Here is a 26570-nt window from a genome sequence, read left to right as displayed (position 1 = left end):
GCTTTGGGAGAACGCCATGAGAGCCGACCTGGAAATCATCCAAGACTGGATCCCCGCCGGCAGTCGCGTGCTCGACCTGGGCTGCGGCGATGGCGAGTTGCTGAGCTGGCTGCGCGACAACAAGCAAGTCACCGGCTACGGCCTGGAAAACGACCCGGACAACATCGCCCAGTGCGTGGCCAAGGGCATCAACGTGATCGAGCAGGACCTGGACAAGGGCCTCGGCAACTTTGCCAGCAACAGCTTCGACATCGTGGTGATGACCCAGGCGTTGCAAGCGGTGCACTACCCGGACCGTATCCTTGACGAAATGCTGCGCGTCGGCCGCCAATGCATCATCACTTTCCCCAACTTCGGTCACTGGCGCTGCCGCTGGTACCTGGCCACCAAGGGTCGCATGCCGGTGTCGGACTTCCTGCCGTACACCTGGTACAACACGCCGAACATCCACTTTTGCACTTTCGAAGACTTCGAAGCCCTGTGTGGCGAGCGTGAAGCCAAGGTGATCAACCGCCTTGCCGTCGATCAACAGCACCGCCACGGCTGGGCGAGTAAGCTATGGCCCAACCTGTTGGGCGAAATCGGTATCTACCGGGTCAGCAGTCCTGGCCTGACCGACCACAAGATTGCCGTCTAATCATTATCAAGAGGGACGCTCATGAATCGTCTGGCTGTTTTTCTACTGACCGCCTGCCTGGGCGCCAACGCCGTGGCTGCGGACGCTATCGACGCTAACCGCAAGAAAGATTTCGGCGATATCACGGTTCACTACAACACCTTTACCTCCAGTTTTCTGCCACCCGAGACCGCTCAAGACGTCGGCATAGTGCGCAGCAAAGAGAAGGGTTTGATCAATGTGACGGTGATCAAGGGCGTCACACCGGTCGCAGCCCAGGTCACCGGTACCATCAAGGACCTGGGCGGCAAAAGCGAGATCCTGACCTTCAAGCAAATCGAAGAGAAAGGCGGGATCAGCTACCTCGCGCCCTATTCGGTGACCCAGCGGGAATACAAGACGTTTACCATCAACGTTGAAACCGGTGGCAAAGCCCACGGCTTCCAATTCAACCAAGAACTGTTCCCGGCCGAATGATGAAGCTTACCCAACTCGTACTGGCCAGCCATAACGCCGGCAAACTCAAGGAACTGCAGGCCATGCTCGGTGAATCCGTGCAACTGCGTTCGATTGGCGAGTTCAGCCAGGTAGAACCGGAAGAAACCGGCTTGTCGTTCGTCGAGAACGCCATCCTCAAGGCGCGCAACGCCGCACGTATCTCCGGCCTGCCGGCCCTGGCGGATGACTCGGGCCTGGCGGTGGATTTCCTTGGCGGCGCGCCGGGTATTTATTCGGCACGCTATGCCGATGGCAAGGGCGACGCGGCCAATAATGCCAAGCTGCTGGACGCCCTCAAGGACGTGCCCGACGCCGAGCGTGGCGCACAGTTTGTCTGCGTGCTGGCCCTGGTGCGACACGCCGATGACCCGCTGCCGATCCTGTGCGAAGGCTTGTGGCACGGGCGTATCCTGCATGCCGCCAGCGGTGAGCATGGCTTTGGCTACGACCCACTGTTCTGGGTGCCGGAGCGCAATGTCTCCAGCGCCGAATTGAGCCCGGCCGACAAGAACCAGATCAGCCACCGCGCCCGCGCCATGGCGTTACTGCGCCAGCGCTTGGGCTTGAAATGACCCAGAACACCTCTGCGCAGCCGCTGATCCACGGTGGCGCGCAAACACCCCGGGCGGCCTTGCCTGTGCTGCCGCCCCTGGCGTTGTACATCCACATTCCGTGGTGTGTGCGCAAATGCCCGTATTGCGACTTCAACTCCCATACCGCAAGCAAAGTATTGCCGGAAGAAGAGTACGTGGACGCGTTGCTCGCCGATCTCGATCAAGACCTGCACGCGGTCCATGGCCGCAAGCTGAGCTCGATCTTCTTCGGCGGCGGCACGCCCAGCCTGTTCAGCGCTGACGCGCTGGGGCGCCTGCTCAAAGGCGTGCAAGCGCGCATCCCGTTTGCCGGCGATATCGAAATCACCCTGGAAGCCAACCCAGGCACCTTCGAACAAGAGAAGTTCGTGGCGTACCGCAAGCTGGGGATCAATCGCCTGTCCATCGGGATCCAGAGCTTTCAGCAAGAGAAGCTTGAAGCCCTGGGCCGTATCCACAATGGCGACGAAGCGGTGCGCGCCGCTGGTATGGCGCGCCAGGCCGGGTTCGATAACTTCAACCTGGACTTGATGCACGGCCTGCCCAACCAGTCCCTTGACGACGCCCTGGGCGACCTGCGCCAGGCGATTGCGCTCAAACCGACGCACTTGTCCTGGTACCAACTGACCCTGGAACCCAATACCGTCTTCTGGAACCAGCCGCCCGCGCTGCCCGAAGACGATACGCTGTGGGATATCCAGGAAGCCGGCCAGGCGCTGCTCGCCGAGCACGGCTACCAGCAATATGAAGTGTCGGCCTACGCCCAACCGGGACGGCCGGCGCGGCATAACCTCAATTACTGGAGCTTTGGCGACTTCATCGGTATCGGCGCCGGCGCCCATGGCAAGCTCAGCCACCCCGACGGGCGCATCGTACGCACCTGGAAAACCCGCGCACCTAAGGACTACCTCAACCCGGCCAAAAGCTTCCAGGCCGGGGCGAAAGAGCTGACCAACGAAGAGCTGCCGTTCGAGTTCCTGATGAACGCCCTGCGCCTCACTGAAGGGGTCGACGCCAGGCTCTATGCCGAGCGCACCGGGCTTGACCTGGCGAGCCTCGACGAAGGGCGCCGCGAGGCAGAACAAAGTGGCTTAATGCAGGTCGAACCGTCACGCCTGGCGGCGACCGACCGCGGGCAACTCTTTCTCAATGACCTGTTGCAGACGTTTTTGAGCTGACGCTTTTTAAGGAAATCAAATGGACCTGGTACTCGACCTGCTCGCCACCGTATCCCGCTGGAGCCGTAGCAACCTGTCGGAAATCTCCCTGGCCCTGGTCGGCTGTCTGCTGGTGCTGTTCGGCGCCGACATCAAGGGCTGGGTCGAAGCCCGCCTGGGCAGCATTGCCGGTGCGTTGCGCGTGCCCTTGATGGCCCTGCTGTGCATGATCGGCAGCGGCGCGGCGTTGATCTACGCCACACCGTGGATTGTGCGAGGGCTGAGCCAGTTCAATAACTACAGCCTGGCCCCGGTGTTGGTGGTGGTGCTGGTGTTGATCGGCGTAGTCGCCGACCGCCGCTGATCTCAAGCCCAACACAAAACCAACTGTGGGAGGGGGCTTGCCCCCGATTGCAGTGGATCAGTCACCCAATCTTTGACTGATACACCGCTATCGGGGGCAAGCCCCCTCCCACATTTTTACTGCATTTCAAATTCGGAAGCGGGTCTCAGGCCAGCTTCTCGAACTTCAAATCCCACACCCCATGCCCCAACCGCTCGCCACGGCGTTCGAACTTGGTGATCGGGCGCTCCGCCGGGCGCGGTACGCATTTGCCGTCTTCGGCCAGGTTGCGGTAGCCGGGGGCGACGTTCATCACTTCCAGCATGTAGTCGGCATACGGTTCCCAGTCGGTGGCCATGTGCAGGATGCCACCCACTTTCAGCTTGCTGCGCACCAGTTCCGCGAATGAAGCCTGGACGATGCGACGCTTGTGGTGACGGGCCTTGTGCCAGGGGTCGGGGAAGAACAGCATCAGCCGGTCGAGACTGTTGTCGGCGATGCAGCGGTTGAGCACTTCAATCGCGTCGCAATCATAGACCCGCAGATTGGTCAGGCCCTGAGTCAGCACGCCGTTAAGCAACGCACCGACGCCTGGGCGGTGCACTTCCACACCGATGAAATCCTGCTCCGGCGCGGCCGCAGCCATTTCCAGCAAGGAATGCCCCATGCCGAAACCGATTTCCAGGGAGCGCGGGGCCGAACGGCCGAATACCTGGTCGTAGTCCACCGGCGCGTCGGCCAGCGGCAATACGAACAGAGGCGTGCCTTGCTCCAGGCCCTTTTGCTGGCCTTCGGTCATGCGACCGGCGCGCATCACAAAGCTCTTGATGCGGCGGTGCTTGGACTCGTCGCCCGCTTCCAGGGTGTTCGGCGTTTCGTTTGATTCAGTCATCAATAGCTCTTACTTGATCAGACCATCCAGCGGCGAAGAGGCGCTGGCATAGAGTTTTTTCGGCATGCGACCGGCGAGGTAGGCCAGGCGGCCCGCGACGATTGCGTGTTGCATGGCCTGGGCCATCATGATCGGTTGCTGGGCATGGGCGATGGCCGAGTTCATCAGCACCGCGTCGCAGCCCAGCTCCATGGCGATGGTGGCGTCGGAGGCCGTGCCCACGCCCGCGTCCACCAGCACCGGGATTTTGGCTTCTTCAAGGATGATCTGCAGGTTGTACGGATTGCAGATACCCAGGCCGGAGCCGATCAAGCCGGCCAGCGGCATTACCGCAATGCAGCCGATTTCTGCCAGCTGGCGCGCGATGATCGGGTCATCGCTGGTGTAGACCATCACGTCAAAGCCTTCCTTGACCAGGGTTTCGGCGGCCTTGAGGGTTTCGATCACGTTGGGGAACAGGGTTTTCTGGTCGGCCAGCACTTCCAGCTTCACCAGATTGTGGCCGTCGAGCAACTCACGGGCCAGGCGGCAGGTGCGCACGGCTTCGATGGCGTCATAGCAGCCGGCGGTGTTCGGCAAAAAGGTGTAGCGCTGCGGCGACAGCACTTCGAGCAGGTTCGGCTCGCCCGCGATCTGGCCAAGGTTGGTGCGACGCACGGCGAAGGTAACGATGTCGGCGCCCGAGGCTTCGATGGCCAGACGGGTTTCTTCCATGTCGCGGTATTTGCCGGTGCCGACCAGCAGACGGGACGGGTAGGTACGACCGGCCAGGACGAAGGGCTTGTCGCTACGAACGATGCTCATGGGAAATCCTCGTAATGGGGTGAGGTTCTGCAGAATGCGTTACAGCCGGGGCGACTAGCCGCCGCCGATGGCGTGGACCACTTCGACCTGGTCACCCTCGCTGAGCGCGGTGCCTTCGTGCTGGCTGCGCGGGACGATATCCAGGTTGAGCTCCACTGCGACGCGACGCCCGGTCAAATCCAGGCGGGCCAGCAGGGCCGCAACGGTTTCACCGTCGGGCAGATCAAGGGGTTCGCCGTTCAACTGAATGCGCATGCCACGGGCCGCCATCGTTTTTAGGGGCCGGCATTCTAACGCGATTGGGACCTGAAGGTCAGCTCCAAGCGTCAAGCGGTCAAAGCTGCAAGCGCCACGCCGCCAAGCCCAGGAAGAACCAGCCGAGCAGGAAAGCCAGGCCGCCAAACGGCGTGATGATGCCCAGCTTGCTGATCCCGGTCATCGTCAACACATACAGGCTGCCGGAGAACAGCAAAATACCGACGACAAACGAAACACCCGCCCAGGTGACCAGTCGCCCGGGAATATGCGCGGCCAGCAGGGCCACCCCAAATAAAGCCAGGGTGTGCACCAGTTGATAGGTCACGCCGGTATGGAAAATTGCCAGGTAATCGGCGCTCAGGCGGTTCTTCAGGCCGTGGGCGGCGAAGGCGCCCAAGGCGACACCGGTGAAACCGAAAAAAGCAGCCAGCATCAGAAAGCTACGCAGCATGAGGAACTCCAGTCAGACTCATCGGGCAGGGTCTGTATAATGGCCCGCTCAACGGGTTCGGCCAAGCCATCTCTATGCTGCGTGTCCTCTTCAAACGCTTTCTCAACGTCCTGAAATGGTTCGCCATCGGCAGTGTGCTGCTGGTGCTGCTGTTTCGCGTCGTACCGCCGCCGTTCACCGCGTTGATGGTGGAACGCAAGGTCGAATCCTGGATCGACGGCGAGCCGATTGACCTGCAGCGCAGCTGGGTGCCGTGGGACGAGATTTCCGATGACCTCAAAGTGGCGGTGATGGCCGGTGAAGACCAGCGTTTCCCGCAGCACTGGGGCTTTGACTTTGGCGCGATCCAGGCAGCGATCCTGCACAACGAACGCGGCGGTTCGATCCGGGGAGCCAGTACGTTGAGCCAGCAGGTGTCGAAGAACCTGTTCCTGTGGACCGGCCGCAGCTATCTGCGCAAGGGCCTGGAAGCCTGGTTTACCGGATTGATCGAAGTGCTATGGCCCAAGCAGCGCATTCTTGAGGTGTACCTCAACAGCGTGGAGTGGGATGAGGGCGTGTTTGGCGCAGAAGCGGCGGCGCGGCATCACTTTGGCGTGAGCGCCAAGGGGCTCTCGCGGCAGCAGGCCAGCTATCTGGCGGCCGTATTGCCGAACCCGCGCGTCTGGAGCGCCAGCCATCCGACCGCCTATGTGGCGCGGCGCGCGGCGTGGATTCGCCAGCAGATGAGTCAACTGGGCGGCGAAGGTTATCTGGTTGAGCTGAACAACTCCCGCAAGGCCCCCTGGTCCGACTGACACAACACAAAACAAAAGTGGGAGGGGGCTTGCCCCCGATAGCAGAGTATCAGTCGACATCTAAGTGACTGTTCCACTGCAATCGGGGGCAAGCCCCCTCCCACATTTTGACTCAGTGCTGCCAGCAGGTTTAGGCGGCGATCGACAGCTTCAGCTTGTTCATCGCGCTTTTCTCAAGCTGACGGATCCGCTCGGCCGACACGTTGTACTTCTGCGCCAGGTCGTGCAGCGTGGCTTTTTCTTCCGCCAGCCAACGCTGGTAGAGAATGTCACGGCTGCGGTCGTCCAGCACTTCCAGCGCTTCGTGCAGGTTGTGATTGGAGTTGTCGCTCCAGTCGGCATCTTCCAGTTGACGCGCCGGGTCGTACCGGTGGTCTTCCAGGTAATTGGCCGGCGATTGGAAGGCGCTGTCGTCGTCTGCTTCGGCAGCCGGGTCGAAGGCCATGTCATGGCCGGTCAGGCGGCTTTCCATCTCGCGCACTTCACGGGGCTCCACGCCGAGGCTTTCGGCCACACGGTGGACTTCCTCATTGTTCAGCCACGCCAGGCGTTTCTTCTGGCTGCGCAGGTTGAAGAACAGCTTGCGCTGGGCCTTGGTAGTCGCCACTTTCACGATGCGCCAGTTGCGCAGGATGAACTCGTGGATTTCCGCCTTGATCCAGTGCACGGCAAACGATACCAGGCGCACGCCCATCTCAGGGTTGAAGCGCTTTACAGCCTTCATCAGGCCGACGTTGCCTTCCTGGATCAGGTCAGCCTGGGCCAGGCCGTAGCCGCTATAGCTACGGGCGATATGTACGACAAAACGCAGGTGGGCGAGCACCATCTGCCGAGCCGCCCCCAAATCCTGCTCATAGTAGAGACTCTCGGCCAGTTCACGCTCCTGCTCGGGCGTCAGCAATGGAATGCTGTTTACCGTGTGCACATAGGCTTCCAGGTTCGCACCCGGGACCAAGGCATAAGCAGGTTGCAAAGAAGTGGTCATACGAAAAAACCTCCGACTCACATAACTCGTGCAGTTCAGCACTGCGAAAATTGACCGGGGAACCGTAGGACAAGTTCCCTAAACTGCTGACAAGGTCAATACAAACGAAACTACATTACCCTGACATTAACTATTTCGGTGCCAGCTCACGTAAATGCCGTGCGACCGCAATCCACGCACCGATATACCCCAACAGCACCGCGCCAAGCAAGAGGCTCAGGCCATCGGCTACCGGCACGCCCGCCAGGGCAAAATCGCTGCCGTACAAGCCGGCCAGCCCGATAACCGCATCGTTCAGCCAGTCCAGGCCAAAAGCCAGCAAGCCCCAGGACAAAACCCCGGCACCGAAGCCATAAAGCGCGCCCATGTACAGAAAAGGACGACGCACATAGCTGTCCGTGCCGCCGACCAGTTTAATCACTTCTATCTCGGTGCGGCGGTTTTCAATATGAAGACGAATGGTATTACCTATCACCAAAAGTAATGCAGACACCAGCAACACCGTCAAACCGAACACGAAGCGGTCGCCCAGCTTGAGGATCGCGGCCAGGCGCTCTACCCAGACTAGATCAAGTTGGGCCTGTTGCACCTTGGGCAGCTCTGCAAGTTTCTGTCGCAGGGCTTCCAGAGCCGGCTTGTCCACCTCATTCGGTGTCACCAGCACCACGCCCGGCAACGGGTTCTGCGGCAGCTCCTTGAGCGCCTCGCCGAGGCCGGATTGTTGCTGGAACTCCTCAAGTGCCTGGTCGCGGCTGATGTATTCGGCTTCCGCCACGCCCGGCATGTTCTTGATATCGTCGCGCAGCGCTTCGCCTTGCTGGGTGCTGGCATCCAGGTTCAGGTACAGCGAAATCTGCGCCGCGCGCTGCCAGGAACCGCCCAGGCGCTCGACATTATTAAGCAGCAACGACAAGCCCATCGGCAGGCTCAGGGCCACGGCCATCACCAGGCAGGTGAAAAAGCTGCCGATCGGCTGCTTGCCCAGGCGGCGCAGACTGTCGAGCAGGCTGGCGCGGTGGCTTTCGATCCAGGCACGCAACAGGGTGCCAAAGTCCGGGCCGTCGTCATCGTCGCGCTTTTTCTTTTTCGGTTGCGGGTCGGCCGGTTTCGGCGCCACGCGTTCGGATACTTTAGGGCTGCGTGTTGCACTCATACGCCGGCCTCCCCGTCACCGATCAGGCGACCGCGTTGCAGGGTCAGCATGCGGTGGCGCATGCGGGCGATCAGGGCCAGGTCGTGGCTGGCGATCAATACGCTGGTGCCCAGGCGGTTGATGTCTTCGAACACCCCCATGATCTCGGCCGCCAGGCGCGGGTCGAGGTTACCGGTGGGTTCGTCCGCCAGCAGCAAGGCCGGGCGGTGGACGATGGCGCGGGCGATACCCACGCGCTGTTGCTGGCCGGTGGACAGGTCGCCGGGGTAGAGGTCGGTCTTGTCCGACAACGCCACGCGCTCCAGCGCCGAATCCACCCGTTTGACGATCTCGGCCTTGGACAGCCCTAGAATCTGCAGGGGCAAGGCGATGTTGTTGAACACTGTGCGATCAAACAGCAACTGGTGGTTCTGGAACACCACGCCGATCTGACGGCGCAGGAACGGGATCTGCGCATTGCTGATGGTGGCCAGGTCCTGGCCCGCCAGCAACAGCTTGCCGGTGGTCGGCCGCTCCATGGCCAGCAGCAGGCGCAGCAACGTGCTCTTACCGGCGCCGGAGTGACCGGTCACAAACAAAAACTCGCCCCGCCGTACTCGAAAGCTCAGCTCATGCAAGCCCACATGCCCGTTGGCGTAGCGTTTACCGACCTGTTCGAATCGAATCATGAACGCTCCCGCTCGGCAAACAGTGCCTGTACAAAGGGTTCGGCTTCAAAAGTGCGCAGGTCGTCGATGCCTTCACCGACGCCGATGTAACGAATCGGCAACCCGAACTGTTTGGCCAGGGCGAAAATCACACCGCCCTTGGCCGTGCCGTCGAGCTTAGTCAAGGCCAGGCCGGTCAGTTGCACCGTCTGGTTGAATTGCTTGGCCTGGCTGATGGCGTTCTGGCCGGTACCGGCGTCCAGCACCAGCAGCACTTCATGGGGGGCATCGGCGTCGAGCTTGCCGATCACACGGCGGACTTTCTTCAGCTCTTCCATCAAGTTGTCTTTGGTGTGCAGGCGACCGGCGGTGTCGGCAATCAACACATCGATGTTACGGGCCTTGGCGGCCTGCACGGCATCGAAGATCACCGAAGCGGAGTCGGCACCCGTGTGCTGGGCGATCACCGGGATCTTGTTGCGCTCACCCCACACTTGCAGCTGCTCGACGGCAGCGGCACGGAAGGTGTCGCCGGCGGCGAGCATGACTTTCTTGCCCTCGCCTTGCAGCTTTTTGGCCAGCTTGCCGATGGTGGTGGTCTTGCCGGCGCCGTTGACGCCCACGACCAGGATCACGAAAGGTTTCTTCGGCGTAATCACCAGCGGCGCTTCAACGGGTTTGAGCATGGCGGCCAGCTCGGCCTGCAAGGATTTGTACAACGCGTCGGCGTCGGTCAACTGCTTGCGCGCGACCTTCTGGGTCAGGCTCTGGATGATGACGGCGGTGGCTTCTACGCCCACGTCTGCGGTGAGCAGGCGGGTTTCGATGTCTTCCAGCAGCTCGTCATCGATGGTCTTTTTGCCGAGGAACAGGCTGGCCATGCCTTCGCCGATACTGGCGCTGGTTTTGCTCAGGCCCTGTTTAAGGCGGGCGAAGAAGCCGGTTTTACTGGTTTCGGCGGGTGCGGCGGGCTCTTCGATGACCGCAGGCACGGCAACTGCAGCTGGCACTTCAGCAGGGATTTCAGCAGGCATTTCGACTGCTGGGGGTGCCGTGACGACAACCTCTACCGGCGGCGCCACAGGAATGGGCGGCGTCACGTGTTCAGCCTGCACATCCTCAACCAGTGCCACCGGCTCTTCGGCCACCGGCAGTTCCAGCCACGGTTTGTGCTCGGGTTCAGGTTCAGGCGCAGGTTCTGCCTCGACCACCGGCTGCAACACCGGCTCCGCAATCGGCAACACCACCGGCGCCGGTGTTTCGGCAACCGGCTCGGCTTCTACTCTAGGCTCAGGGGTAGGTTCGGGTTGAACCTGCGGCTGTTCGACGACGGTTTCCTGCGGCTTTTTGCGCAGCCATCCGAACAGGCCTTTTTTCTCGCCAGCCGCAGCTGGGGTCTTCTTGTCGTCGTTGGAACCAAACATGGAGACGGCTATCTCAAGGTAGCGACGCGCCAAGCGGCGCTTCGGTAAATAAAATTCGATGCGTAACAGACTGTTTTTTAGCCAGCTCGTTCATGCGCAACATTTTGAAGGCCTAAATAGAGCCTTAACAGGACAGCCACAGTGGCCGTCCCTGAGTCGGATCAGTATCCTAGCACCTCCTCGCCCGCCGACGCTAAGACCAAGCGGGCAGTCCAACAGGTTAAAAAACGAATGAATGCTCTAGCCCGCCGCGCCGCAGGCCTGCTGCTCAGCACAGTTTGTCTGCCCCTTTCAGCTTTGGCTGCCGATCCACAACCCACCCACGAATTCACCCTCGACAACGGCCTCAAGGTCGTCGTGCGCGAAGATCATCGTGCGCCGGTGGTGGTTTCCCAAGTCTGGTACAAGGTGGGCTCGAGCTACGAAACCCCGGGCCAGACCGGTTTGTCCCACGCCCTGGAACACATGATGTTCAAGGGCAGCGCCAAGGTCGGCCCCGGCGAAGCCTCGCTGATCCTGCGCGACCTGGGCGCCGAAGAAAACGCGTTCACCAGTGACGACTACACCGCGTACTATCAGGTGCTGGCCCGTGACCGCCTGGGCGTGGCCTTCGAGCTGGAAGCCGACCGCATGGCCAGCCTGCGCCTGCCGGCCGATGAGTTCAGCCGCGAAATCGAGGTGATCAAGGAAGAGCGCCGCCTGCGCACCGACGACAACCCGATGTCCAAGGCCTTTGAACGTTTCAAGGCCATGGCCTTCCCGGCCAGCGGCTATCACACGCCAACCATCGGCTGGATGGCCGACCTGGAACGCATGAAGGTCGAGGAACTGCGCCACTGGTACCAGGCCTGGTACGTACCGAACAACGCGACCCTGGTGGTGGTCGGCGATGTCACGCCGGACGAGGTGAAAACCCTCGCCCAGCGCTACTTCGGCCCGATCCCCAAGCGCGACGTCCCTCCCGCCAAGATTCCGATGGAGCTGGCCGAGCCCGGCGAGCGCCTGCTGACCCTGCACGTGCAAACCCAGTTGCCGAGCGTCATGCTCGGTTTCAATGTGCCCGGCCTTGCGACGGCCGAAGACAAGCGCTCGGTCCAAGCCCTGCGCCTGATCTCGGCCCTGCTCGACGGCGGCTACAGCGCGCGTATCTCCGAGCAGTTGGAGCGCGGTGAAGAACTGGTCTCCGCCGCCTCCACCAATTACGACGCCTATACCCGCGGCGATACCCTGTTCATGCTGAGCGCCACGCCTAACCAGCAGAAGAAAAAGACCGTCGCCCAAGCCGAAGCCGGCCTGTGGCGCCTGTTGGAAGAGCTCAAGGCCAAGCCGCCTACCGCCGAAGAACTCGAGCGCATCCGCGCCCAGGTGATAGCAGGCGTGGTCTACCAGCGCGACTCCATCACCAGCCAGGCCACGGCCATCGGTTCGCTGGAGACCGTCGGCCTGTCGTGGAAGCTGATGGACACTGAGCTTGCCGACCTGCAAAGCGTGACCCCGGAGGATATCCAAAAGGCGGCGCGCACTTATTTCACCCGCGAACGTCTGAGCGTCGCCCATGTTTTGCCTGAGGAGACCGCTCATGAGTGACCGCAAAAGCAGCCGCCTGATTCTGCCCGGCCTGATCGCCGTTACCCTGATCGCGGCCAGTGCCGTGTATTTGCTGCGCCCGAGCGAGTCCGTTGCCAGCCCGGCGCTGGACAAGGCTCAATCGGCCAGCAAGCTGCAATCGCTGGCTGAGCTGGACGGTAAAGCACCGACCAACCGCAAGCTCGACGTACAGACCTGGACCACCGCCGAAGGCGCCAAGGTGCTGTTCGTCGAAGCCCATGAATTGCCGATGTTCGACGTGCGCATCCTGTTCGCCGCCGGCAGCAGCCAGGACGGCAACGTGCCGGGACTGGCCTTGATGACCAACGCCATGCTCAACGAAGGCGTGCCGGGCAAGGACGTCAGCCAGATCGCCAGCGGCTTTGAAGGCCTGGGCGCCGATTTTGGCAATGGCGCCTACCGCGATATGGCCCTGGTGTCCCTGCGCAGCTTGAGCGACAGCGACAAGCGCGATGCCGCACTGGCGCTGTTCGATGATGTGATCGGCAAGCCGACGTTCCCCGCCGATTCACTGGCCCGCATCAAGAACCAGATCCTGGCCGGCTTCGAATACCAGAAGCAGAACCCCGCCAAGCTGGCAAGCATCGAGCTGTTCAAGCGCCTGTACGGCGACCACCCGTATGCCCACCCAAGCGAAGGCACGCCTGAAAGCGTTCCGGCGATTACCGTGCAACAAATGCAGGCATTCCATGCCAAGGCCTACGCGGCGGGCAATGCCGTGATCGCGGTGGTCGGCGACCTCACCCGTGCCGAAGCCGAAGCCATGACTGCCAAGGTTTCTGCCGCGCTGCCCAAGGGCCCGGCCCTGGCGAAGATTGCCCAGCCGACGGAGCCAAAGGCCGGCCTGAGCCGTATCGAGTTTCCGTCCAAGCAAACCCACCTGCTGTTCGCGCAGTTGGGCATCGACCGTGCAGACCCGGATTACGCAGCCTTGTCCCTGGGCAACCAGATTCTCGGCGGCGGTGGCTTCGGCACCCGTCTGATGAGCGAAGTGCGCGAAAAACGCGGCCTGACCTACGGCGTGTACTCCGGTTTCTCGCCGATGCAGGTGCGTGGCCCGTTCATGATCAACCTGCAGACCCGCGCCGAAATGAGCGGCGGCACCCTGCGCCTGGTTGAAGAGGTGGTGGCCGACTACCTCAAAAACGGCCCCACCCAGAAAGAACTCGATGATGCCAAGCGCGAACTGGCCGGCAGCTTTCCGCTGTCCACCGCCAGCAACGCCGATATCGTCGGGCAGTTGGGGGCCATGGGTTTCTACAACCTGCCGCTGAGCTATCTGGAAGATTTCATGAAACAATCCCAGGCCCTGACCGTAGAGCAGGTCAAGGCGGCAATGAACAAACACTTGAGCGCCGACAAGATGGTCATCGTGACCGCCGGCCCGACGATTGCGCAAAAGCCACTACCGCCCCCCACTGATAAACCCGCCGAGCAGCCGCTCGGGGTTCCGGAGCATTAATGGCCAGTTCATCTCGCCCGAAAAAACCCGTCCACAACGTGCATAACGGTGTGGGCCAACTGCGCATCATTGGCGGTGAATGGGGCAGCCGCAAGCTGAGCTTCCCCGATGTCGTGGGCCTGCGCCCGACGCCGGATCGCGTGCGCGAAACCCTGTTCAACTGGCTGGCGCCGTACATCGGCGGCGCCAAGGTACTTGACCCGTTCGCTGGCAGTGGCGCGTTGTTCCTGGAGGCGCTGTCCCGTGGCGCAGCCCAGGCACAAGCGCTGGATGCGAGCAATGTGGCGGTGTCCAGCCTCAAGGAACACTTGGGTACCTTGCGCTGCACCAATGGCCAGGTCCAGACCGCCGACGCCTTGCGCTACCTGGAAACCCAGGCTGCCAGCGAATACGACGTGGTGTTCCTCGACCCACCGTTCAACCAGAACCTGCTGCCGACCGTGTGCACGCTGCTGGAAGAACGACAGTGGCTGGCGCCGGATGCATGGATCTACACTGAAAGCGAAACCGCGCCGTCGACGCTCGGCCTGCCGGGCAGCTGGCGCCTGCACCGGGAGCAGAAATCCGGGCGGGTGTATTACGCGCTGTGGCACCGCGCCCTGTAAGAGCGAGCTTGCTCGCGAAGGTCGAACAGGCGACACGGGCTGCCTGATAGCGCTGCGTCATCGTTAACGTTTTTCGCGAGCAAGCTCGCTCCTACAGGAGTGCAGGCAAGCTCGTCCGGCAGCGAGTATTTCATGACTCCCTCTGTGGACCGCTTCAAACCCGCCTTCGGCCTCGGCAACCCCCACTTGCAGACACTGTGGGGGCCGCTGTGGCGCCCGACCACCCACATCGAGCGCCAACGCGAACGCCTGTGGCTGGAAGACGGCGACTTTCTCGACCTCGACTGGCACGGCCCCCACGACGTGCAGGCGCCGCTGGTGCTGGTGCTGCACGGGCTGACCGGTTCGTCCAATTCTCCTTACGTGGCCGGTTTGCAAAAAGTGCTCGCCGCCCAAGGCTGGGCCAGCGTGGCGTTGAACTGGCGCGGTTGTTCGGGCGAGCCGAACCTGTTGGCTCGCAGCTATCACTCCGGTGCCAGCGAAGACCTGGCAGCGGCGATTGCTCATTTGCGCGCCAAGCGACCTTTGGCGCCCCTGTATGCGGTGGGTTATTCCCTGGGCGGCAACGTGTTGCTCAAGCATTTGGGCGAAACCGGTGCGGCTTCGGGGCTGCAAGGCGCGGCGGCGGTATCGGTGCCGTTTCGCCTGGACCAATGCGCGGATCGCATCGGGCTGGGGTTTTCGCGGATCTACCAGAAGCACTTCATGCGCGAAATGCTGGCGTATATCCGCGTCAAGCAACGCCAGTTTCTGCAGGACGGTCGGCAAGACGGATTGAAAGCCCTGGAAGCTTTGGGTTCGCTGGAGAAAATGCGCACGTTCTGGGATTTCGACGGGCGGGTCACTGCGCCGCTGCACGGCTTCCAGAGCGCCGAGGATTATTACCGCAAGGCGTCGAGCCGCTACTATCTGGGCGCTATACGCACGCCAACCCTGATTATCCAGGCAGCTGATGATCCGTTTGTGTTTGCCCACAGCCTGCCCGAAGCCAGTGAGCTATCATACTGTACGGAGTTTGAGCTGTTGGCCCAGGGTGGACATGTGGGATTCGTAGAGGGTTCGCTGAAACGCCCCGGCTACTATCTGGAACGCCGCATCCCCCAATGGCTACTGGCACAACACGGATAAAAAATGTGAGAGGGGGCTTGCCCCCGATGGCGGTGGATCAGTAACAGATGTACTGACTGACACACCGCTATCGGGGGCAAGCCCCCTCCCACATTTTGATTGGGTTTGCAGATCTGGCCTTTAGTCGCCTGTCGCAATGTCACGAGCAGGATCCGTAATCCACTCACTCCACGACCCCGCATACAACTTGCCCAGCGGGTACCCCGCCAAACTCAGCGCAAACAGGTTATGGCACGCCGTCACCCCGGAACCGCAGTACGCCACCAACGCCTGCGCCGGACGCCCCTGCAACTGCGCAGCAAAACGCTGCCTGAGCTGTTCAGCCGGTAAAAAGCACCCATCGCTGCCCAGGTTTTCATTGAATGCCGCGCACTGCGCGCCGGGAATATGCCCGGCAATCGGGTCGATGGGTTCTACTTCGCCGCGAAAACGCGCCTGGGCGCGGGCATCGATCAAGGTCATGCCCGGTTCGCCCAGGCGTTTTTTCAACTCATCGGCATCCAGGAACAGTCGATTATCCGGCGTAGCGGAAAAAGTGCCGGGTTCGACCACCGGCGCATCCAGGCTCAATGGGAAGCCCGCCGCATGCCAGGCCTTGAGACCGCCGTCCAGGATAAACACGCCATCGCGCTTGCCGAGCCAGGCCAGCAACCACCATGCCCGAGCCGCGTAGGCCCCTGACCCATCGTCATACAACACCAGGTCGGTATCAGCGCTGACACCCCACGCCTGCAATTGCTCGATAAATGCGTCCGCCGCGGGCAGCGGGTGACGGCCGGTCACACCCTTGATCACCGGGCCGCTGAGGTGGCGCTCGAGATCGGCATATTGCGCCCCTTCGATATGCCCTTCGGCATAGCTGCACAGCCCGTAATCCGGGTCTTCCAGGGCAAAGCGGCAATCGAGGATCACCAGCCCGGCCGTCTTCTGGCGCTCGGCCAATTGTTGGGGACTGATCAATTGGGCAAGCGGCATGACTGACTCCTGTGCATACAAAGGGGAAAGATCCTACTTCACTTCTTCCAGTGCCTGGTTCAACGGCACGTAAAACTCTTTGAATAACGCATCCACCGCTGCTTTGGCCTGGGGCGTGACAAAACCCGCCTCAAGCACCAGCACCTGGTATACCCCACGCTTTATGGCTTCGGCGCTTAAATGAGTGGAGTTTTCATTGGTGGTGCACAGAAACCGCACCCAGGAGGTGAGGATAATCCAGGCATTAAGGGTCAGGGCTTCGGTTTGCACCGGGTCCATCGTGAGAATGCCGGCGTCGACAAAGCCCTGGTAGATCGCCCCGCCCTGAATCAGGCAGCGCTGGGAAAACCGTCGGTAGCCAGTGGCCAGCTCCGGGTCGCTCTCCAATAAATGCTCGAGATCGCGGTGCAGGAAGCGGTAGCGCCACATGCCCGCCAGTACGGCCTGCAGGTAAAAACGCTTGTCTTCCACCACCATCGCGCGCCCCTGGGGCGGGCGTAGGAAACTGTCCACCAACGCTTCGTATTCGCGAAACAGCACGGCGATGATCGCCTGCTTATTGGGGAAGTGGTAGTACAGGTTGCCCGGGGAAATTTCCATATGGGCAGCGATATGGTTGGTACTGACACTGCGCTCGCCCTGCTGGTTAAAAAGCTCCAGGCTGGTTTGCACGATGCGCTCGCTGGTCTTTACTCGTGGTGCCATAGGGATCAGCTTCCAAACACGGGATGGGGCATCTTACGGCCTATGCCGGTCAGGTTAAATCCAGATGTTACTGCAATGTTATTTGACAACTTAGAGCAATAACTCTAAAAATCCAGGCAGACCTATAACAATCGGGATCGCGCCATGTCTGCCAACGTTGCCTACCTGCAAGAATCCCAGGCGCTGGATCATCTCCAGGACCTGTTCGAAGCGCAACGTCGCGCCTATGCCGCCAACCCGATGCCGCCGGCCGCGCAACGCCAGCAATGGCTCAAGGCCTTGCGCGATTTGCTCAGCGATGAACGCCAGGCGCTGATCAACGCGATCAGCCAGGACTTCAGCCATCGCAGCGCGGACGAAACCCTGTTTGCCGAGCTGATGCCCAGCCTGCATGGTATTCACTACGCCAGCAAGCACCTCAAAGCTTGGATGAAACCTTCCCGCCGCGCTGTAGGCATTGCCTTTCAGCCCGCGTCGGCCAAAGTCATCTACCAGCCGCTGGGTGTGGTCGGCGTGATCGTGCCGTGGAACTACCCGTTGTACCTGGCCATCGGCCCGCTGGTCGGAGCCTTGGCCGCCGGCAACCGGGTCATGCTCAAGCTCAGCGAATCCACGCCGGCCACCGGTGAACTGCTCAAGGCATTGCTGGCCAGGATCTTCCCCGAGGATCTGGTGTGCGTGGTGCTCGGCGAAGCCGAAGTCGGCATGGCGTTTTCCACGTTGCGTTTCGATCATTTGCTGTTCACCGGGGCCACCAGCATCGGCAGGCATGTGATGCGTGCGGCCGCCGAACACCTCACGCCGGTCACCCTGGAACTGGGCGGCAAATCACCAGCCATCGTCTCCGCCGATGTGCCGCTCAAGGATGCTGCCGAGCGTATCGCCTTTGGCAAGGCGTTGAACGCCGGGCAAACCTGCGTAGCACCGGACTATGTGCTGGTGCCGGAGGATCGTGTGGAAGGCTTCGTCGAGGCTTACTCCCATGCGATTCGTGAATTCTATCCGACCCTGGCCGACAACCCGGACTACACCGCCATCATCAACGAGCGACAACTGGCCAGGCTCAATGCCTACGCCAGGGACGCCACCGACAAGGGCGCCACGCTGATTGCGCTGTACGACCAGGGCCAGGCACGGCGCATGCCTCACAGCCTGCTGCTGAATGTGAGTGACGAGATGACGGTGATGCAGGATGAGATCTTTGGTCCGCTGTTGCCGATCGTGCCCTATCGCGGCATTGATCAGGCCTTTGCCTACATCAACCAGCGCCCGCGTCCACTGGCCCTGTATTACTTCGGCTACAACAAGAGCGAACAGAACCGCGTGCTCCACGAGACCCACTCCGGCGGCGTGTGCCTGAATGACACCCTGCTGCAGGTGGCCCAGGATGACCTGCCGTTTGGTGGCATCGGCCCTTCTGGCATGGGCCATTACCACGGTCACGAAGGTTTCCTGACCTTCAGCAAGGCCAAGGGCGTGCTGGTCAAGCAGCGTCTGAACGCGGCGAAGTTGATCTATCCGCCCTATGGGAAATCAATCCAGAAACTGATCCAGAAGCTGTTTATCCGCTGATAACCGCCACCACCGGGACAATAAAAACAATGAACCCCAGCCTGACTGATTCACCTGCACTGTCGCGGCGCGGCGTCTTGAAAATCGGCCTGTGCGCCAGCGCCTTCCTGGCCACCGCCGGGCTGGGTGCCAGCCTCAGCGGTTGCTCGAGCAGCACGCCGGCGAGCGGCTTTGCGATGTTGCGCGCCAGTGACTTGCCGTTCCTGCGCGCGGTAATCCCGGTGCTGCTGGAAGGCGCGGCCAGCGCCCAGGCCGTCAGCGCGGGGATTGAAGACACCCTGAAAAAGCTCGACTACAGCCTTCAGCACCTGTCGCCGGAGATGTTCAAGCTCACCCAGCAGCTGTTCGACGTGTTGAGCATGGGCATTACCCGAGGACCGTTGACCGGCATCTGGGGCAGTTGGGAAAACGCCGGCAGCGAGCAGATCCGCAACTTCCTGCACCGCTGGGAAAACAGCTACCTGAACCTGCTGCGCATGGGCCAGGGCTCGCTGCTCAAGCTGGTGATCATGGCCTGGTACTTCCGGCCGGAGTCCTGGGCCCATTGCGGCTACCCCGGCCCGCCGAAGATCTGATCTGCATCCCTCACAATAAAAAGAGACGACCCTGATGCCCGTACCCGATCTGTTCCGCGACGGCCTGGCCCGTGGCTGGAAAACCCACAATGGCGCCGCCCTCGACAATGACCTGACCCTGGAAGCCGACGTGGCCATCATCGGCAGCGGCGCCGGTGGCGGCACCACGGCGCAAATTCTCAGCGCCGCCGGCTACAAGGTGCTGTTGATCGAAGAAGGCCCACTCAAGACCAGCAGCGACTTCAAGCTGCTGGAAGACGAAGCCTATGCCAGCCTGTACCAGGAAGGAATCGGGCGCATGAGCAAGGACGGTGCGATTACCATCCTGCAAGGCCGGGCGGTGGGCGGCACCACGCTGATCAACTGGACCTCCAGCTTCCGCACCCCCGATGCCACCCTCGCCCATTGGGCCAGCGAATACGCAGTGAAGGGCCATAGCAGCGCCGAGATGGCCCCGTGGTTCGAGACCATGGAACAGCGCCTGGGCATTGCGCCGTGGGCCCTGCCGCCGAATGCCAACAACGACGTGATCCGCAAAGGCTGCGAAAAGCTCGGCTACAGCTGGCACGTGATCCCGCGCAATGTGCGCGGCTGCTTCAACCTGGGTTATTGCGGCATGGGCTGCCCGGTCAACGCCAAGCAATCGATGCTGGTGACCACCATCCCCGCCACTCTGGAGAACGGCGGCGAGCTGCTCTACCTGGCGCGCGCCGAGCGTCTCACCTATAGCGGCGACACAATCAGCAGCCTGGAATGCGTGGCCATGGACGAACGCTGCGTGGCGCCTACCGGGCGCAGGATCAGCGTGAAGGCCAGACATTACGTACTCTCGGGCGGCGGCATCAACAGCCCGGCATTGCTGATGCGCTCCGACGCGCCCGACCCCCATTCGCGGCTGGGCAAGCGCACCTTCCTGCACCTGGTGAACTTCTCCGCCGGGTTGTTCGACGAAGTGATCAATCCGTTCTACGGCGCGCCGCAGTCGATCTATTCCGACCACTTCCAGTGGCAGGACGGCACTACCGGTAAAATGTCCTACAAGCTAGAAGCGCCACCCTTACATCCAGGGCTGGCAAGCACCTTGTTTGGCGGCTACGGGGCACAGAACGCCCTGGACATGAGCCGATTGCCCCATACCCACGCCATGCTCGCGCTGTTGCGCGACGGGTTTCATCCCGACAGCCCTGGCGGCACAGTGGAACTGCGCGGTGACGGTACGCCGGTGCTCGACTATCAGGTCTCGCCCTATGCCTGGGACGGCCTGCGCAGAGCCTTTCACAGCATGGCCGAGATTCAGTTCGCGGCGGGCGCCACATCGGTCAAGCCCCTGCATCACGACGCCCGCTACGTGAACACTTTGGCCGAGGCGCGTAACGTGATTGACGGTTTGAACCTCGAGTTGCACCGGACCGCCCTGGGCAGCGCCCATGTGATGGGCGGCTGCGCCATGGGCGAAGACCCGAAAAACGCGGTAGCCGATAGCCTCGGGCGCCACCACCAACTGCGTAACCTGTCGATTCACGACGGTTCGCTGTTTCCCACCAGCATTGGGGCAAACCCCCAGTTGTCGGTGTATGGATTGAGCGCCCAACTGGCGTCAGCCTTGTCCGAACGTCTGAAAACAGCGTGAAAAACCGTTCGATTCACGGCATTTATCTACATAAGTCGACTTGGCCGACCGGGATGGCTGCGATACCATCCGATTCCCCAACGGACTCCGCCAGGACGACGCGATGAACCGAGTGTTGTACCCAGGTACCTTCGACCCGATTACCAAAGGCCATGGCGATCTGGTCGAACGCGCCTCTCGCCTGTTCGACCATGTGATCATCGCGGTAGCCGCCAGCCCCAAGAAAAACCCGTTGTTTCCCCTGGAGCAACGCGTGGAGCTGGCACGTGAGGTCACCCGGCACCTGCCTAATGTAGAAGTGGTGGGCTTTTCGACACTGCTGGCACACTTTGCCAAGGAGCAGAACGCCAATGTGTTCCTGCGTGGCCTGCGCGCGGTGTCGGATTTCGAATATGAATTCCAGCTGGCCAACATGAACCGACAACTGGCGCCGGACGTGGAAAGCCTGTTCCTCACCCCGTCGGAACGTTATTCGTTCATTTCCTCGACGTTGGTTCGCGAAATCGCCGCTTTGGGCGGAGATATCACCAAATTCGTGCACCCGGCCGTCGCAGACGCGCTGACGCTGCGCTTCAAGAAGTAAGACCGCTCACTCGGCGCCCGCTCGCACTGCGGGCGCCAATGCGGCACAATTGCGCGCATTCGTTTTCAGATGCCTTGGCTGACAGCCCTGGCAGGAGTTCTCATGTCCCTGATCATCACCGACGATTGCATCAATTGCGACGTCTGCGAACCCGAGTGCCCGAACGCTGCGATTTCCCAGGGTGAAGAGATCTACGTGATCGACCCCAACCTGTGCACCCAGTGTGTCGGCCACTACGATGAACCCCAGTGCCAGCAGGTGTGCCCGGTGGATTGCATTCCGCTGGATGAGGCACATCCCGAGACTGAAGAGCAGTTGCTGGAGAAGTACCGCAAGATTACCGGCAAGGCTTGAGGTTCTTTAGCGCCTGTAAAGGCCTTATCGGGGGCAAGTCGAATCGTCGCACCGCCCCTCCCACATTTTGAATGTATTCACAAATCAAAGTGTGGGAGGGGCTTGCCCACGATGGCTATAGCAGCCCTTACACAGTAATTAGCTCTGACACTTGGGGCAAAACACACTCGCCCGCTGCCCCAGCAGCACATTGCGCAATTCGGTCCCGCAGACCTTGCACGCCTCGCCGCCCCGGCCATACACGAACAGTTCCTGCTGGAAATAGCCCGGCTGCCCGTCGCCGCCAATAAAGTCGCGCAAGGTGGTACCGCCCCGCTCGATCGCCGCAGCCAGTACGCGCTTGATTTCGATCGCCAGCCTCAGGTAGCGCGCCCGCGAGATACCGCCCGCTGCGCGACGCGGATCGATGCCCGCCGCAAACAGCGCTTCGGTCGCATAGATATTGCCCACGCCCACCACCACTGCGTTATCCATGATGAACGGCTTCACCGCCATCGACCGTCCACGGGACTGCTGGAACAAGCGTTCGCCATCAAACAGCGCGGTCAACGGCTCGGGCCCCAGGCGGACCAGCAGCTCGTGATTGTGCGGGTCCTGGCTCCAGAGCATTGCGCCAAAACGCCGGGGGTCGGTGTAGCGCAGGGCCAGGCCGGACTCCAGCTCGATGTCCACATGTTCATGCTTGGCCGCAGGCATGCCGACTTCCACCAGGCGCAGGTTGCCCGACATGCCCAGGTGGCTGATCAAGGTGCCCACTTCGGCGTTGATCAACAGGTACTTGGCTCGCCGCTCCACCAGCACGATGCGCTGGCCGGACAGGCGCACATCGAGGTCCTCGGGGATCGGCCAGCGCAGGCGACGCTCACGCACCACCACACGGCTGACGCGCTGGCCCTCCAGGTGCGGGGCAATCCCGCGCCGGGTGGTTTCGACTTCTGGTAACTCAGGCATGTGTACCTCGGGAAGAAAGGCTCAGTGCGCGCCCAGTTCGCGGATCGACAACTTCATGCTTTCGAAGTCGTAGTCCGACAGGCCCACGTAATCGAGCACCAGGTGGCTGATCGCATCCCACTCATGGTCAACGGCCTGATTGCCCAGCACGCGACAGGACGAACAGATGTGCTCGGCCATTTTCAGGATCGCCAGCAGGTTTTTAAGCACAGGGTTACGCGACGACTCATCGCTGAAAATCGCCAGGGCATTGTGGTGATTGGCGATGGCGTCGGTCACATGCTCCGGCAGGCGCCAGGACTTGGCGGTGTAGTAACCCACCACCGCATGGTTGGTGTTGAACGCGTTGTTCTCGGTGTCGACCACGCGGCAATCCGGGCCGGCATTGGCGTAGGCCTGCTCCAGCACCGTCATGTAGTTCGGGAACCGCTTGAGCATCAGCGGCACGCCGCAGTCGTGGAACAGGCCCAGGGCATAGGCTTCGTCAACCGCCTGGGAGCCGGTGCGCTTGGCCAGGCTCAGGCACGTCATTGCCACATCCTGGGCGGTGTCCCAGAAGCGGTTGAGCGTGACGATGGTGTCGTCGCTCATCTCGCCCTTGATCGACAGCGCATTGATCAGATTGATGACCGAGCGGCTGCCCAGCAGGTTCACTGCGCGCTGAATCGAGGCGATCTTGTTGCTCAGGCCGTAATACGGCGAGTTGACGATCTTCAGTAACGCGCCGGACAGGCCCGGGTCCTGGGCGATCAACCGGGCGATCACTTCCAGGTCCGGGTCGGGCATGTACTGCTCCATCTGCAAATCCACCATGATTTGCGGCTGGGGCGGCACGCTGATGCCTTGCAGGACCTGCTGGATCTGTTCGGCGGAAAGCTCTTGGGACATAAGTACACACTCTGGGCTAGGTGTGGATTCTACCCTTTAAGCAGACCGGGCCGACACCCAATTGCCCGATTGAAACCGGACTAAATGTGGGAGGGGGCTTGCCCCCGATTGCGGTATCTCAGTGAAAGATGAACTGACTGATCCACCGCTATCGGGAGCAAGCCCCCTCCCACATGTCCGGCGGCGCGGTCAGTAACGACACAACAGGGTATACTCCCGCTCTTTTTTCCGGAGCGACGTCATGTCCCTGCCAAGCCTGCGTCTCAAAGCCAACGCCGATCGTCGTTTGCGCAACGGCCACCTGTGGGTCTACAGCAACGAAATCGACGTGGCCGCCACCCCACTTCACGGCTTTCAGGCGGGCGACCAGGCTATCCTGGAAGCGGCCGGTGGCAAGACCCTGGGCATCGTGGCCATGAGCCCGAACAACCTGATCTGCGCCCGCCTGCTGTCGCGCGACATCAAATTGCCGCTGGACAAGTCGCTGCTGGTGCACCGCCTGAACGTCGCGCTGTCCCTGCGTGACCGCCTGTTCGACAAGCCGTTCTACCGCCTGGTCTATGGCGACTCCGACCTGCTGCCGGGCCTGGTGGTCGACCGTTTCGGCGACATTCTGGTGGTACAGATCGCCTCGGCAACCATGGAAGCCCATAAGGAAGACGTGATCGCCGCACTGACCCAGGTGCTCAAGCCCAGCGGCATCCTGTTCAAGAACGACTCCGCCGCGCGCGACGCCGAAGGCCTCAACCGCTATGTCGAAACCGTCTTCGGCCTGGTGCCGGAGTGGGTGGCACTGGAAGAAAACGGCGTGAAATTCGAAGCCCCGGTGATCCAGGGCCAGAAAACCGGCTGGTTCTACGACCACCGCATGAACCGCGCCCGCCTGGCGCCGTATGCCAAAGGCAAGCGCGTTCTCGACCTGTACAGCTACATCGGCGGCTGGGGCGTGCAAGCCGCCGCTTTCGGCGCCAGTGAAGTGTTCTGCGTCGACGCGTCGGCCTTCGCCCTCGATGGCGTGGAGCGCAACGCCGCGCTGAACGGCGTGGCCGAGAAGATGACCTGCATCGAAGGCGACGTCTTCGAAGCCTTGAAAGAACTCAAAGCCAGCGAAGAACGCTTCGACGTGATCGTCGCCGACCCACCGGCCTTCATCAAACGCAAAAAAGACATGAAAAACGGCGAAGGCGCCTACCGCCGCCTGAACGAGCAAGCCATGCGCCTGCTCAGCAAGGACGGCATCCTCGTCAGCGCCTCGTGCTCCATGCACCTGCCCGAAGACGACCTGCAAAACATCCTGCTCACCAGCGCCCGTCATTTGGATCGCAACATCCAGATGCTCGAACGCGGCGGCCAGGGCCCGGATCATCCGGTGCACCCGGCGATTGTCGAGACGCGGTATATCAAGAGCATTACGTGTCGGTTGCTGCCCAATAGCTGATTAACATCTGAATGGGGGATCCAAAATGGATCTCCTATGATTTCATTACATCTAAGCCATTCAGCCCGACCGTATTTTACCGACTGCCTATTAAACATAGAACAACTATCCCACGCCACTTCGTAGTACCAATCCGACAAAAAAACTCGAATACTCCTACGCGTTTTTTTCTTGAAATTTCATCATTAAATCCTATTATCCAATTGTCACCGATGACGGCGACACTTTAATTAAATATAAAATTGAAAATAAGGAGATCCAAAATGAAAAATATCAAACTGGAAACTTCCCACATCGCCAACTTGGCTTTCTTGGTAGCATTGAAAGCCCGCTAAGCAACTAAAACGCTGGGGAGTGCCGGCTACCCAGCGTTTTTTTCCGCTCCGCACGGAGGCAGTGCAATGCATATAAACCCTTATATATTTATACTCCCCAAAACACCTACAGTGATAGTTTGGAACTATAAAAATCACAAACAATACGAGCTTAATCTAGAATACTCAGCACGACTCACCAAACTGATAAACGATCCAAAAATCTTCGATAATTCAAACCCAATAGACACTCAGCTATTAGAAGCCGAAATTTTGACAGACACACCTTCTACGCCAATTAATTGGGGCTGGGATGAGTTATCAAAAATTTTCCATATTGGCACCAAAAACATACCTTGTGATCAAGTGCCCGAAAACGCTGATGAATGGGCGAACATCTACCTAGACCATTGTAAAAAAACATTATCAACGTCTCCCCCTCCAGCCCGAATTCACACACACAAAGCTGACACTCTATGAATTCGTTTACCAACACCTGTTAATCTGTCAGAAAAATCACTTCAAAGTGCATTATTCACTCGAAAAACCTGTCGTACATTCACAGGCGAGTCCGTGGACTTGCAAACCATAAGTACAATACTTTATTTATGCTTAGGGCACTTAAAAGAAAGAGCCTATAATATTGATGAAAGTGTTGCGAAAGGACTTGAAGCGCGAAGGAGTAGCCCTTCCGGTGGAGGACTGAACGCGTGTGAAGGTTTTCTTTATGCTAAAAACATAGATGGATTGAAACCCGGCATTTACGCTTACAACGCACCCGACCACACTCTAAGCACCGTTAATACGCAACTGAATACAGCATTGGGACAAGTGCTTTCAGGACAGCACTTTATTAACGACCTCCCGACAGGTCTTTTCATTACCTGCCGATTTGACAAACTCTGGTGGAAATACGAGCACTCACGAGCTTATCGAATGGCTTATGTCGAAGCTGGCCATATTTCACAAACCTATCAACTCGTCGCGATAGCAATGGGATTGAACACTTGGTTAACGGGCGCACTTACGGACAATCAAGTTGAATCCTTATTAAGAGTTGAAGAAAACAATCCTGAACAAGTTTTATTTTTTGTCGGGTGCGGTAAAAGCGACGGACAAGTGATGTGCAAGGAACTAAAATCGCTGCTAAACAGCTGAGGGGAG

General features: G+C 60.4%; 27 protein-coding genes and 2 pseudogenes. 17 read left to right on the top strand and 12 right to left on the bottom strand.

The window, feature by feature from the left end; all coding sequences use genetic code 11:
* Positions 1–16 precede the first annotated feature (16 nt).
* Genes metW through CIB54_RS15195 form a run of 5 tightly spaced genes read left to right on the top strand, consistent with a single transcriptional unit; the run spans position 17 to position 3228 of the window.
* Positions 17–637 carry a methionine biosynthesis protein MetW gene (metW, locus tag CIB54_RS15215; protein ID WP_016972957.1) on the top strand — a complete coding sequence of 207 codons (621 nt, stop codon included), beginning with the start codon at positions 17–19 and terminating at the stop codon, positions 635–637.
* Positions 638–658: 21 nt separating this feature from the next.
* Entirely contained in the window at positions 659–1093 is a 435-nt protein-coding gene (locus tag CIB54_RS15210) for a DUF4426 domain-containing protein (RefSeq protein ID WP_065949585.1), read from the top strand.
* Complete coding sequence (gene rdgB / locus CIB54_RS15205; RefSeq protein WP_101220193.1) at positions 1090–1686, top strand: RdgB/HAM1 family non-canonical purine NTP pyrophosphatase; 597 nt, start codon at positions 1090–1092, stop codon at positions 1684–1686. Before CIB54_RS15210 ends, rdgB begins: the two co-directional genes overlap by 4 nt.
* Positions 1683–2885 (top strand): radical SAM family heme chaperone HemW, encoded by a 1203-nt coding sequence (gene hemW, locus CIB54_RS15200; protein ID WP_101220192.1) that lies wholly within the window; start codon positions 1683–1685, stop codon positions 2883–2885. The genes rdgB and hemW overlap by 4 nt, the downstream gene beginning before the upstream one ends.
* Positions 2886–2904: 19 nt before the next feature.
* Positions 2905–3228 (top strand): DUF3392 domain-containing protein, encoded by a 324-nt coding sequence (locus CIB54_RS15195; protein WP_003176691.1) that lies wholly within the window; start codon positions 2905–2907, stop codon positions 3226–3228.
* 145 nt (positions 3229–3373) lie between these two features.
* Here the strand turns inward: CIB54_RS15195 and trmB are convergent, their stop codons facing one another.
* The 4 genes from trmB to CIB54_RS15175 all read right to left on the bottom strand — a co-directional run bounded on the left by trmB (position 3374) and on the right by CIB54_RS15175 (position 5612).
* Positions 3374–4099 carry a tRNA (guanosine(46)-N7)-methyltransferase TrmB gene (trmB, locus tag CIB54_RS15190; protein WP_065949588.1) on the bottom strand — a complete coding sequence of 242 codons (726 nt, stop codon included), beginning with the start codon at positions 4097–4099 and terminating at the stop codon, positions 3374–3376.
* A gap of 9 nt (positions 4100–4108) precedes the next feature.
* Positions 4109–4903, bottom strand: coding sequence for a thiazole synthase (locus CIB54_RS15185; protein ID WP_065949589.1), 795 nt, complete (start codon positions 4901–4903; stop codon positions 4109–4111).
* Positions 4904–4957: 54 nt separating this feature from the next.
* On the bottom strand, positions 4958–5158 hold the full coding sequence (gene thiS, locus CIB54_RS15180; RefSeq protein ID WP_162515414.1) for a sulfur carrier protein ThiS: 201 nt from the start codon (positions 5156–5158) through the stop codon (positions 4958–4960).
* A 79-nt stretch (positions 5159–5237) separates the two neighbouring features.
* Entirely contained in the window at positions 5238–5612 is a 375-nt protein-coding gene (locus CIB54_RS15175; RefSeq protein ID WP_065949591.1) for a DUF423 domain-containing protein, read from the bottom strand.
* 74 nt (positions 5613–5686) lie between these two features.
* Between CIB54_RS15175 and mtgA the strand changes: the two genes are divergently transcribed.
* Complete coding sequence (gene mtgA, locus CIB54_RS15170; protein ID WP_065949592.1) at positions 5687–6409, top strand: monofunctional biosynthetic peptidoglycan transglycosylase; 723 nt, start codon at positions 5687–5689, stop codon at positions 6407–6409.
* A 130-nt stretch (positions 6410–6539) separates the two neighbouring features.
* Here the strand turns inward: mtgA and rpoH are convergent, their stop codons facing one another.
* The 4 genes from rpoH to ftsY form a co-directional block, all read right to left on the bottom strand.
* On the bottom strand, positions 6540–7394 hold the full coding sequence (gene rpoH / locus CIB54_RS15165; protein WP_003176698.1) for an RNA polymerase sigma factor RpoH: 855 nt from the start codon (positions 7392–7394) through the stop codon (positions 6540–6542).
* A 130-nt stretch (positions 7395–7524) separates the two neighbouring features.
* Positions 7525–8547 (bottom strand): permease-like cell division protein FtsX, encoded by a 1023-nt coding sequence (gene ftsX / locus CIB54_RS15160; protein ID WP_065949593.1) that lies wholly within the window; start codon positions 8545–8547, stop codon positions 7525–7527.
* Positions 8544–9215 (bottom strand): cell division ATP-binding protein FtsE, encoded by a 672-nt coding sequence (gene ftsE / locus CIB54_RS15155; RefSeq protein WP_003213784.1) that lies wholly within the window; start codon positions 9213–9215, stop codon positions 8544–8546. Before ftsE ends, ftsX begins: the two co-directional genes overlap by 4 nt.
* Positions 9212–10618, bottom strand: coding sequence for a signal recognition particle-docking protein FtsY (gene ftsY, locus CIB54_RS15150; RefSeq protein WP_101220190.1), 1407 nt, complete (start codon positions 10616–10618; stop codon positions 9212–9214). Before ftsY ends, ftsE begins: the two co-directional genes overlap by 4 nt.
* Before the next feature lie 231 nt (positions 10619–10849).
* Here ftsY and CIB54_RS15145 point away from each other — a divergent pair, with 231 nt between their 5' ends.
* The 4 genes from CIB54_RS15145 to CIB54_RS15130 all read left to right on the top strand — a co-directional run bounded on the left by CIB54_RS15145 (position 10850) and on the right by CIB54_RS15130 (position 15421).
* Entirely contained in the window at positions 10850–12205 is a 1356-nt protein-coding gene (locus tag CIB54_RS15145) for a M16 family metallopeptidase (protein ID WP_101220189.1), read from the top strand.
* Positions 12198–13688: a M16 family metallopeptidase gene (locus CIB54_RS15140; RefSeq protein WP_101220188.1), complete on the top strand. Its 1491-nt coding sequence runs from the start codon at positions 12198–12200 to the stop codon at positions 13686–13688. The genes CIB54_RS15145 and CIB54_RS15140 overlap by 8 nt, the downstream gene beginning before the upstream one ends.
* The gene (gene rsmD, locus CIB54_RS15135; protein WP_065949597.1) at positions 13688–14293 is read left to right on the top strand and encodes a 16S rRNA (guanine(966)-N(2))-methyltransferase RsmD; all 606 of its coding nucleotides are present in this window, start codon (positions 13688–13690) and stop codon (positions 14291–14293) included. Before CIB54_RS15140 ends, rsmD begins: the two co-directional genes overlap by 1 nt.
* A 132-nt stretch (positions 14294–14425) precedes the next feature.
* Positions 14426–15421: a hydrolase gene (locus CIB54_RS15130; protein ID WP_101220187.1), complete on the top strand. Its 996-nt coding sequence runs from the start codon at positions 14426–14428 to the stop codon at positions 15419–15421.
* A gap of 120 nt (positions 15422–15541) precedes the next feature.
* On the opposite strand, the gene CIB54_RS15125 is transcribed toward CIB54_RS15130, so the two are convergent.
* Both CIB54_RS15125 and CIB54_RS15120 read right to left on the bottom strand, forming a co-directional pair.
* Complete coding sequence (locus tag CIB54_RS15125; RefSeq protein WP_101220186.1) at positions 15542–16396, bottom strand: sulfurtransferase; 855 nt, start codon at positions 16394–16396, stop codon at positions 15542–15544.
* Between the two features lie 33 nt (positions 16397–16429).
* On the bottom strand, positions 16430–17101 hold the full coding sequence (locus CIB54_RS15120; RefSeq protein ID WP_065949600.1) for a TetR/AcrR family transcriptional regulator: 672 nt from the start codon (positions 17099–17101) through the stop codon (positions 16430–16432).
* A gap of 132 nt (positions 17102–17233) precedes the next feature.
* On the opposite strand from CIB54_RS15120, the pseudogene CIB54_RS15115 reads away from it, so the two are divergent.
* The 5 genes and pseudogenes from CIB54_RS15115 to CIB54_RS15095 all read left to right on the top strand — a co-directional run.
* Positions 17234–18673, top strand: a pseudogene (locus CIB54_RS15115) (coniferyl aldehyde dehydrogenase); the annotation flags it as partial.
* A 29-nt stretch (positions 18674–18702) separates the two neighbouring features.
* Positions 18703–19248: a twin-arginine translocation pathway signal protein gene (locus CIB54_RS15110; RefSeq protein WP_101220184.1), complete on the top strand. Its 546-nt coding sequence runs from the start codon at positions 18703–18705 to the stop codon at positions 19246–19248.
* A 34-nt stretch (positions 19249–19282) separates the two neighbouring features.
* Entirely contained in the window at positions 19283–20878 is a 1596-nt protein-coding gene (locus tag CIB54_RS15105; RefSeq protein WP_101220183.1) for a GMC family oxidoreductase, read from the top strand.
* A 103-nt stretch (positions 20879–20981) separates the two neighbouring features.
* Positions 20982–21461, top strand: coding sequence for a pantetheine-phosphate adenylyltransferase (coaD, locus tag CIB54_RS15100; RefSeq protein WP_003234650.1), 480 nt, complete (start codon positions 20982–20984; stop codon positions 21459–21461).
* Between the two features lie 102 nt (positions 21462–21563).
* Positions 21564–21815, top strand: coding sequence for a YfhL family 4Fe-4S dicluster ferredoxin (locus CIB54_RS15095; protein WP_065949604.1), 252 nt, complete (start codon positions 21564–21566; stop codon positions 21813–21815).
* A gap of 138 nt (positions 21816–21953) precedes the next feature.
* On the opposite strand, the gene mutM is transcribed toward CIB54_RS15095, so the two are convergent.
* Both mutM and CIB54_RS15085 read right to left on the bottom strand, forming a co-directional pair.
* Positions 21954–22766, bottom strand: a complete 813-nt coding sequence (gene mutM, locus CIB54_RS15090) for a bifunctional DNA-formamidopyrimidine glycosylase/DNA-(apurinic or apyrimidinic site) lyase (protein WP_065949605.1) — start codon at positions 22764–22766, stop codon at positions 21954–21956.
* 21 nt (positions 22767–22787) lie between these two features.
* Positions 22788–23600 carry an HDOD domain-containing protein gene (locus tag CIB54_RS15085; RefSeq protein ID WP_175413240.1) on the bottom strand — a complete coding sequence of 271 codons (813 nt, stop codon included), beginning with the start codon at positions 23598–23600 and terminating at the stop codon, positions 22788–22790.
* Positions 23601–23895: 295 nt separating this feature from the next.
* On the opposite strand from CIB54_RS15085, the gene CIB54_RS15080 reads away from it, so the two are divergent.
* Together CIB54_RS15080 and CIB54_RS15075 are read left to right on the top strand one after the other, a co-directional pair.
* Positions 23896–25092 (top strand): class I SAM-dependent rRNA methyltransferase, encoded by a 1197-nt coding sequence (locus CIB54_RS15080; protein ID WP_015886370.1) that lies wholly within the window; start codon positions 23896–23898, stop codon positions 25090–25092.
* Positions 25093–25493: 401 nt separating this feature from the next.
* Positions 25494–26564: pseudogene (locus tag CIB54_RS15075) on the top strand (SagB family peptide dehydrogenase).
* Positions 26565–26570 lie beyond the last annotated feature (6 nt).

The organism is Pseudomonas fluorescens, from assembly GCF_002837185.1.
Lineage (GTDB): Bacteria > Pseudomonadota > Gammaproteobacteria > Pseudomonadales > Pseudomonadaceae > Aquipseudomonas > Aquipseudomonas fluorescens_AM.
Note: the sequence above shows the minus strand (reverse complement) of the source record. Positions and strands in the feature narration are given on the sequence as shown.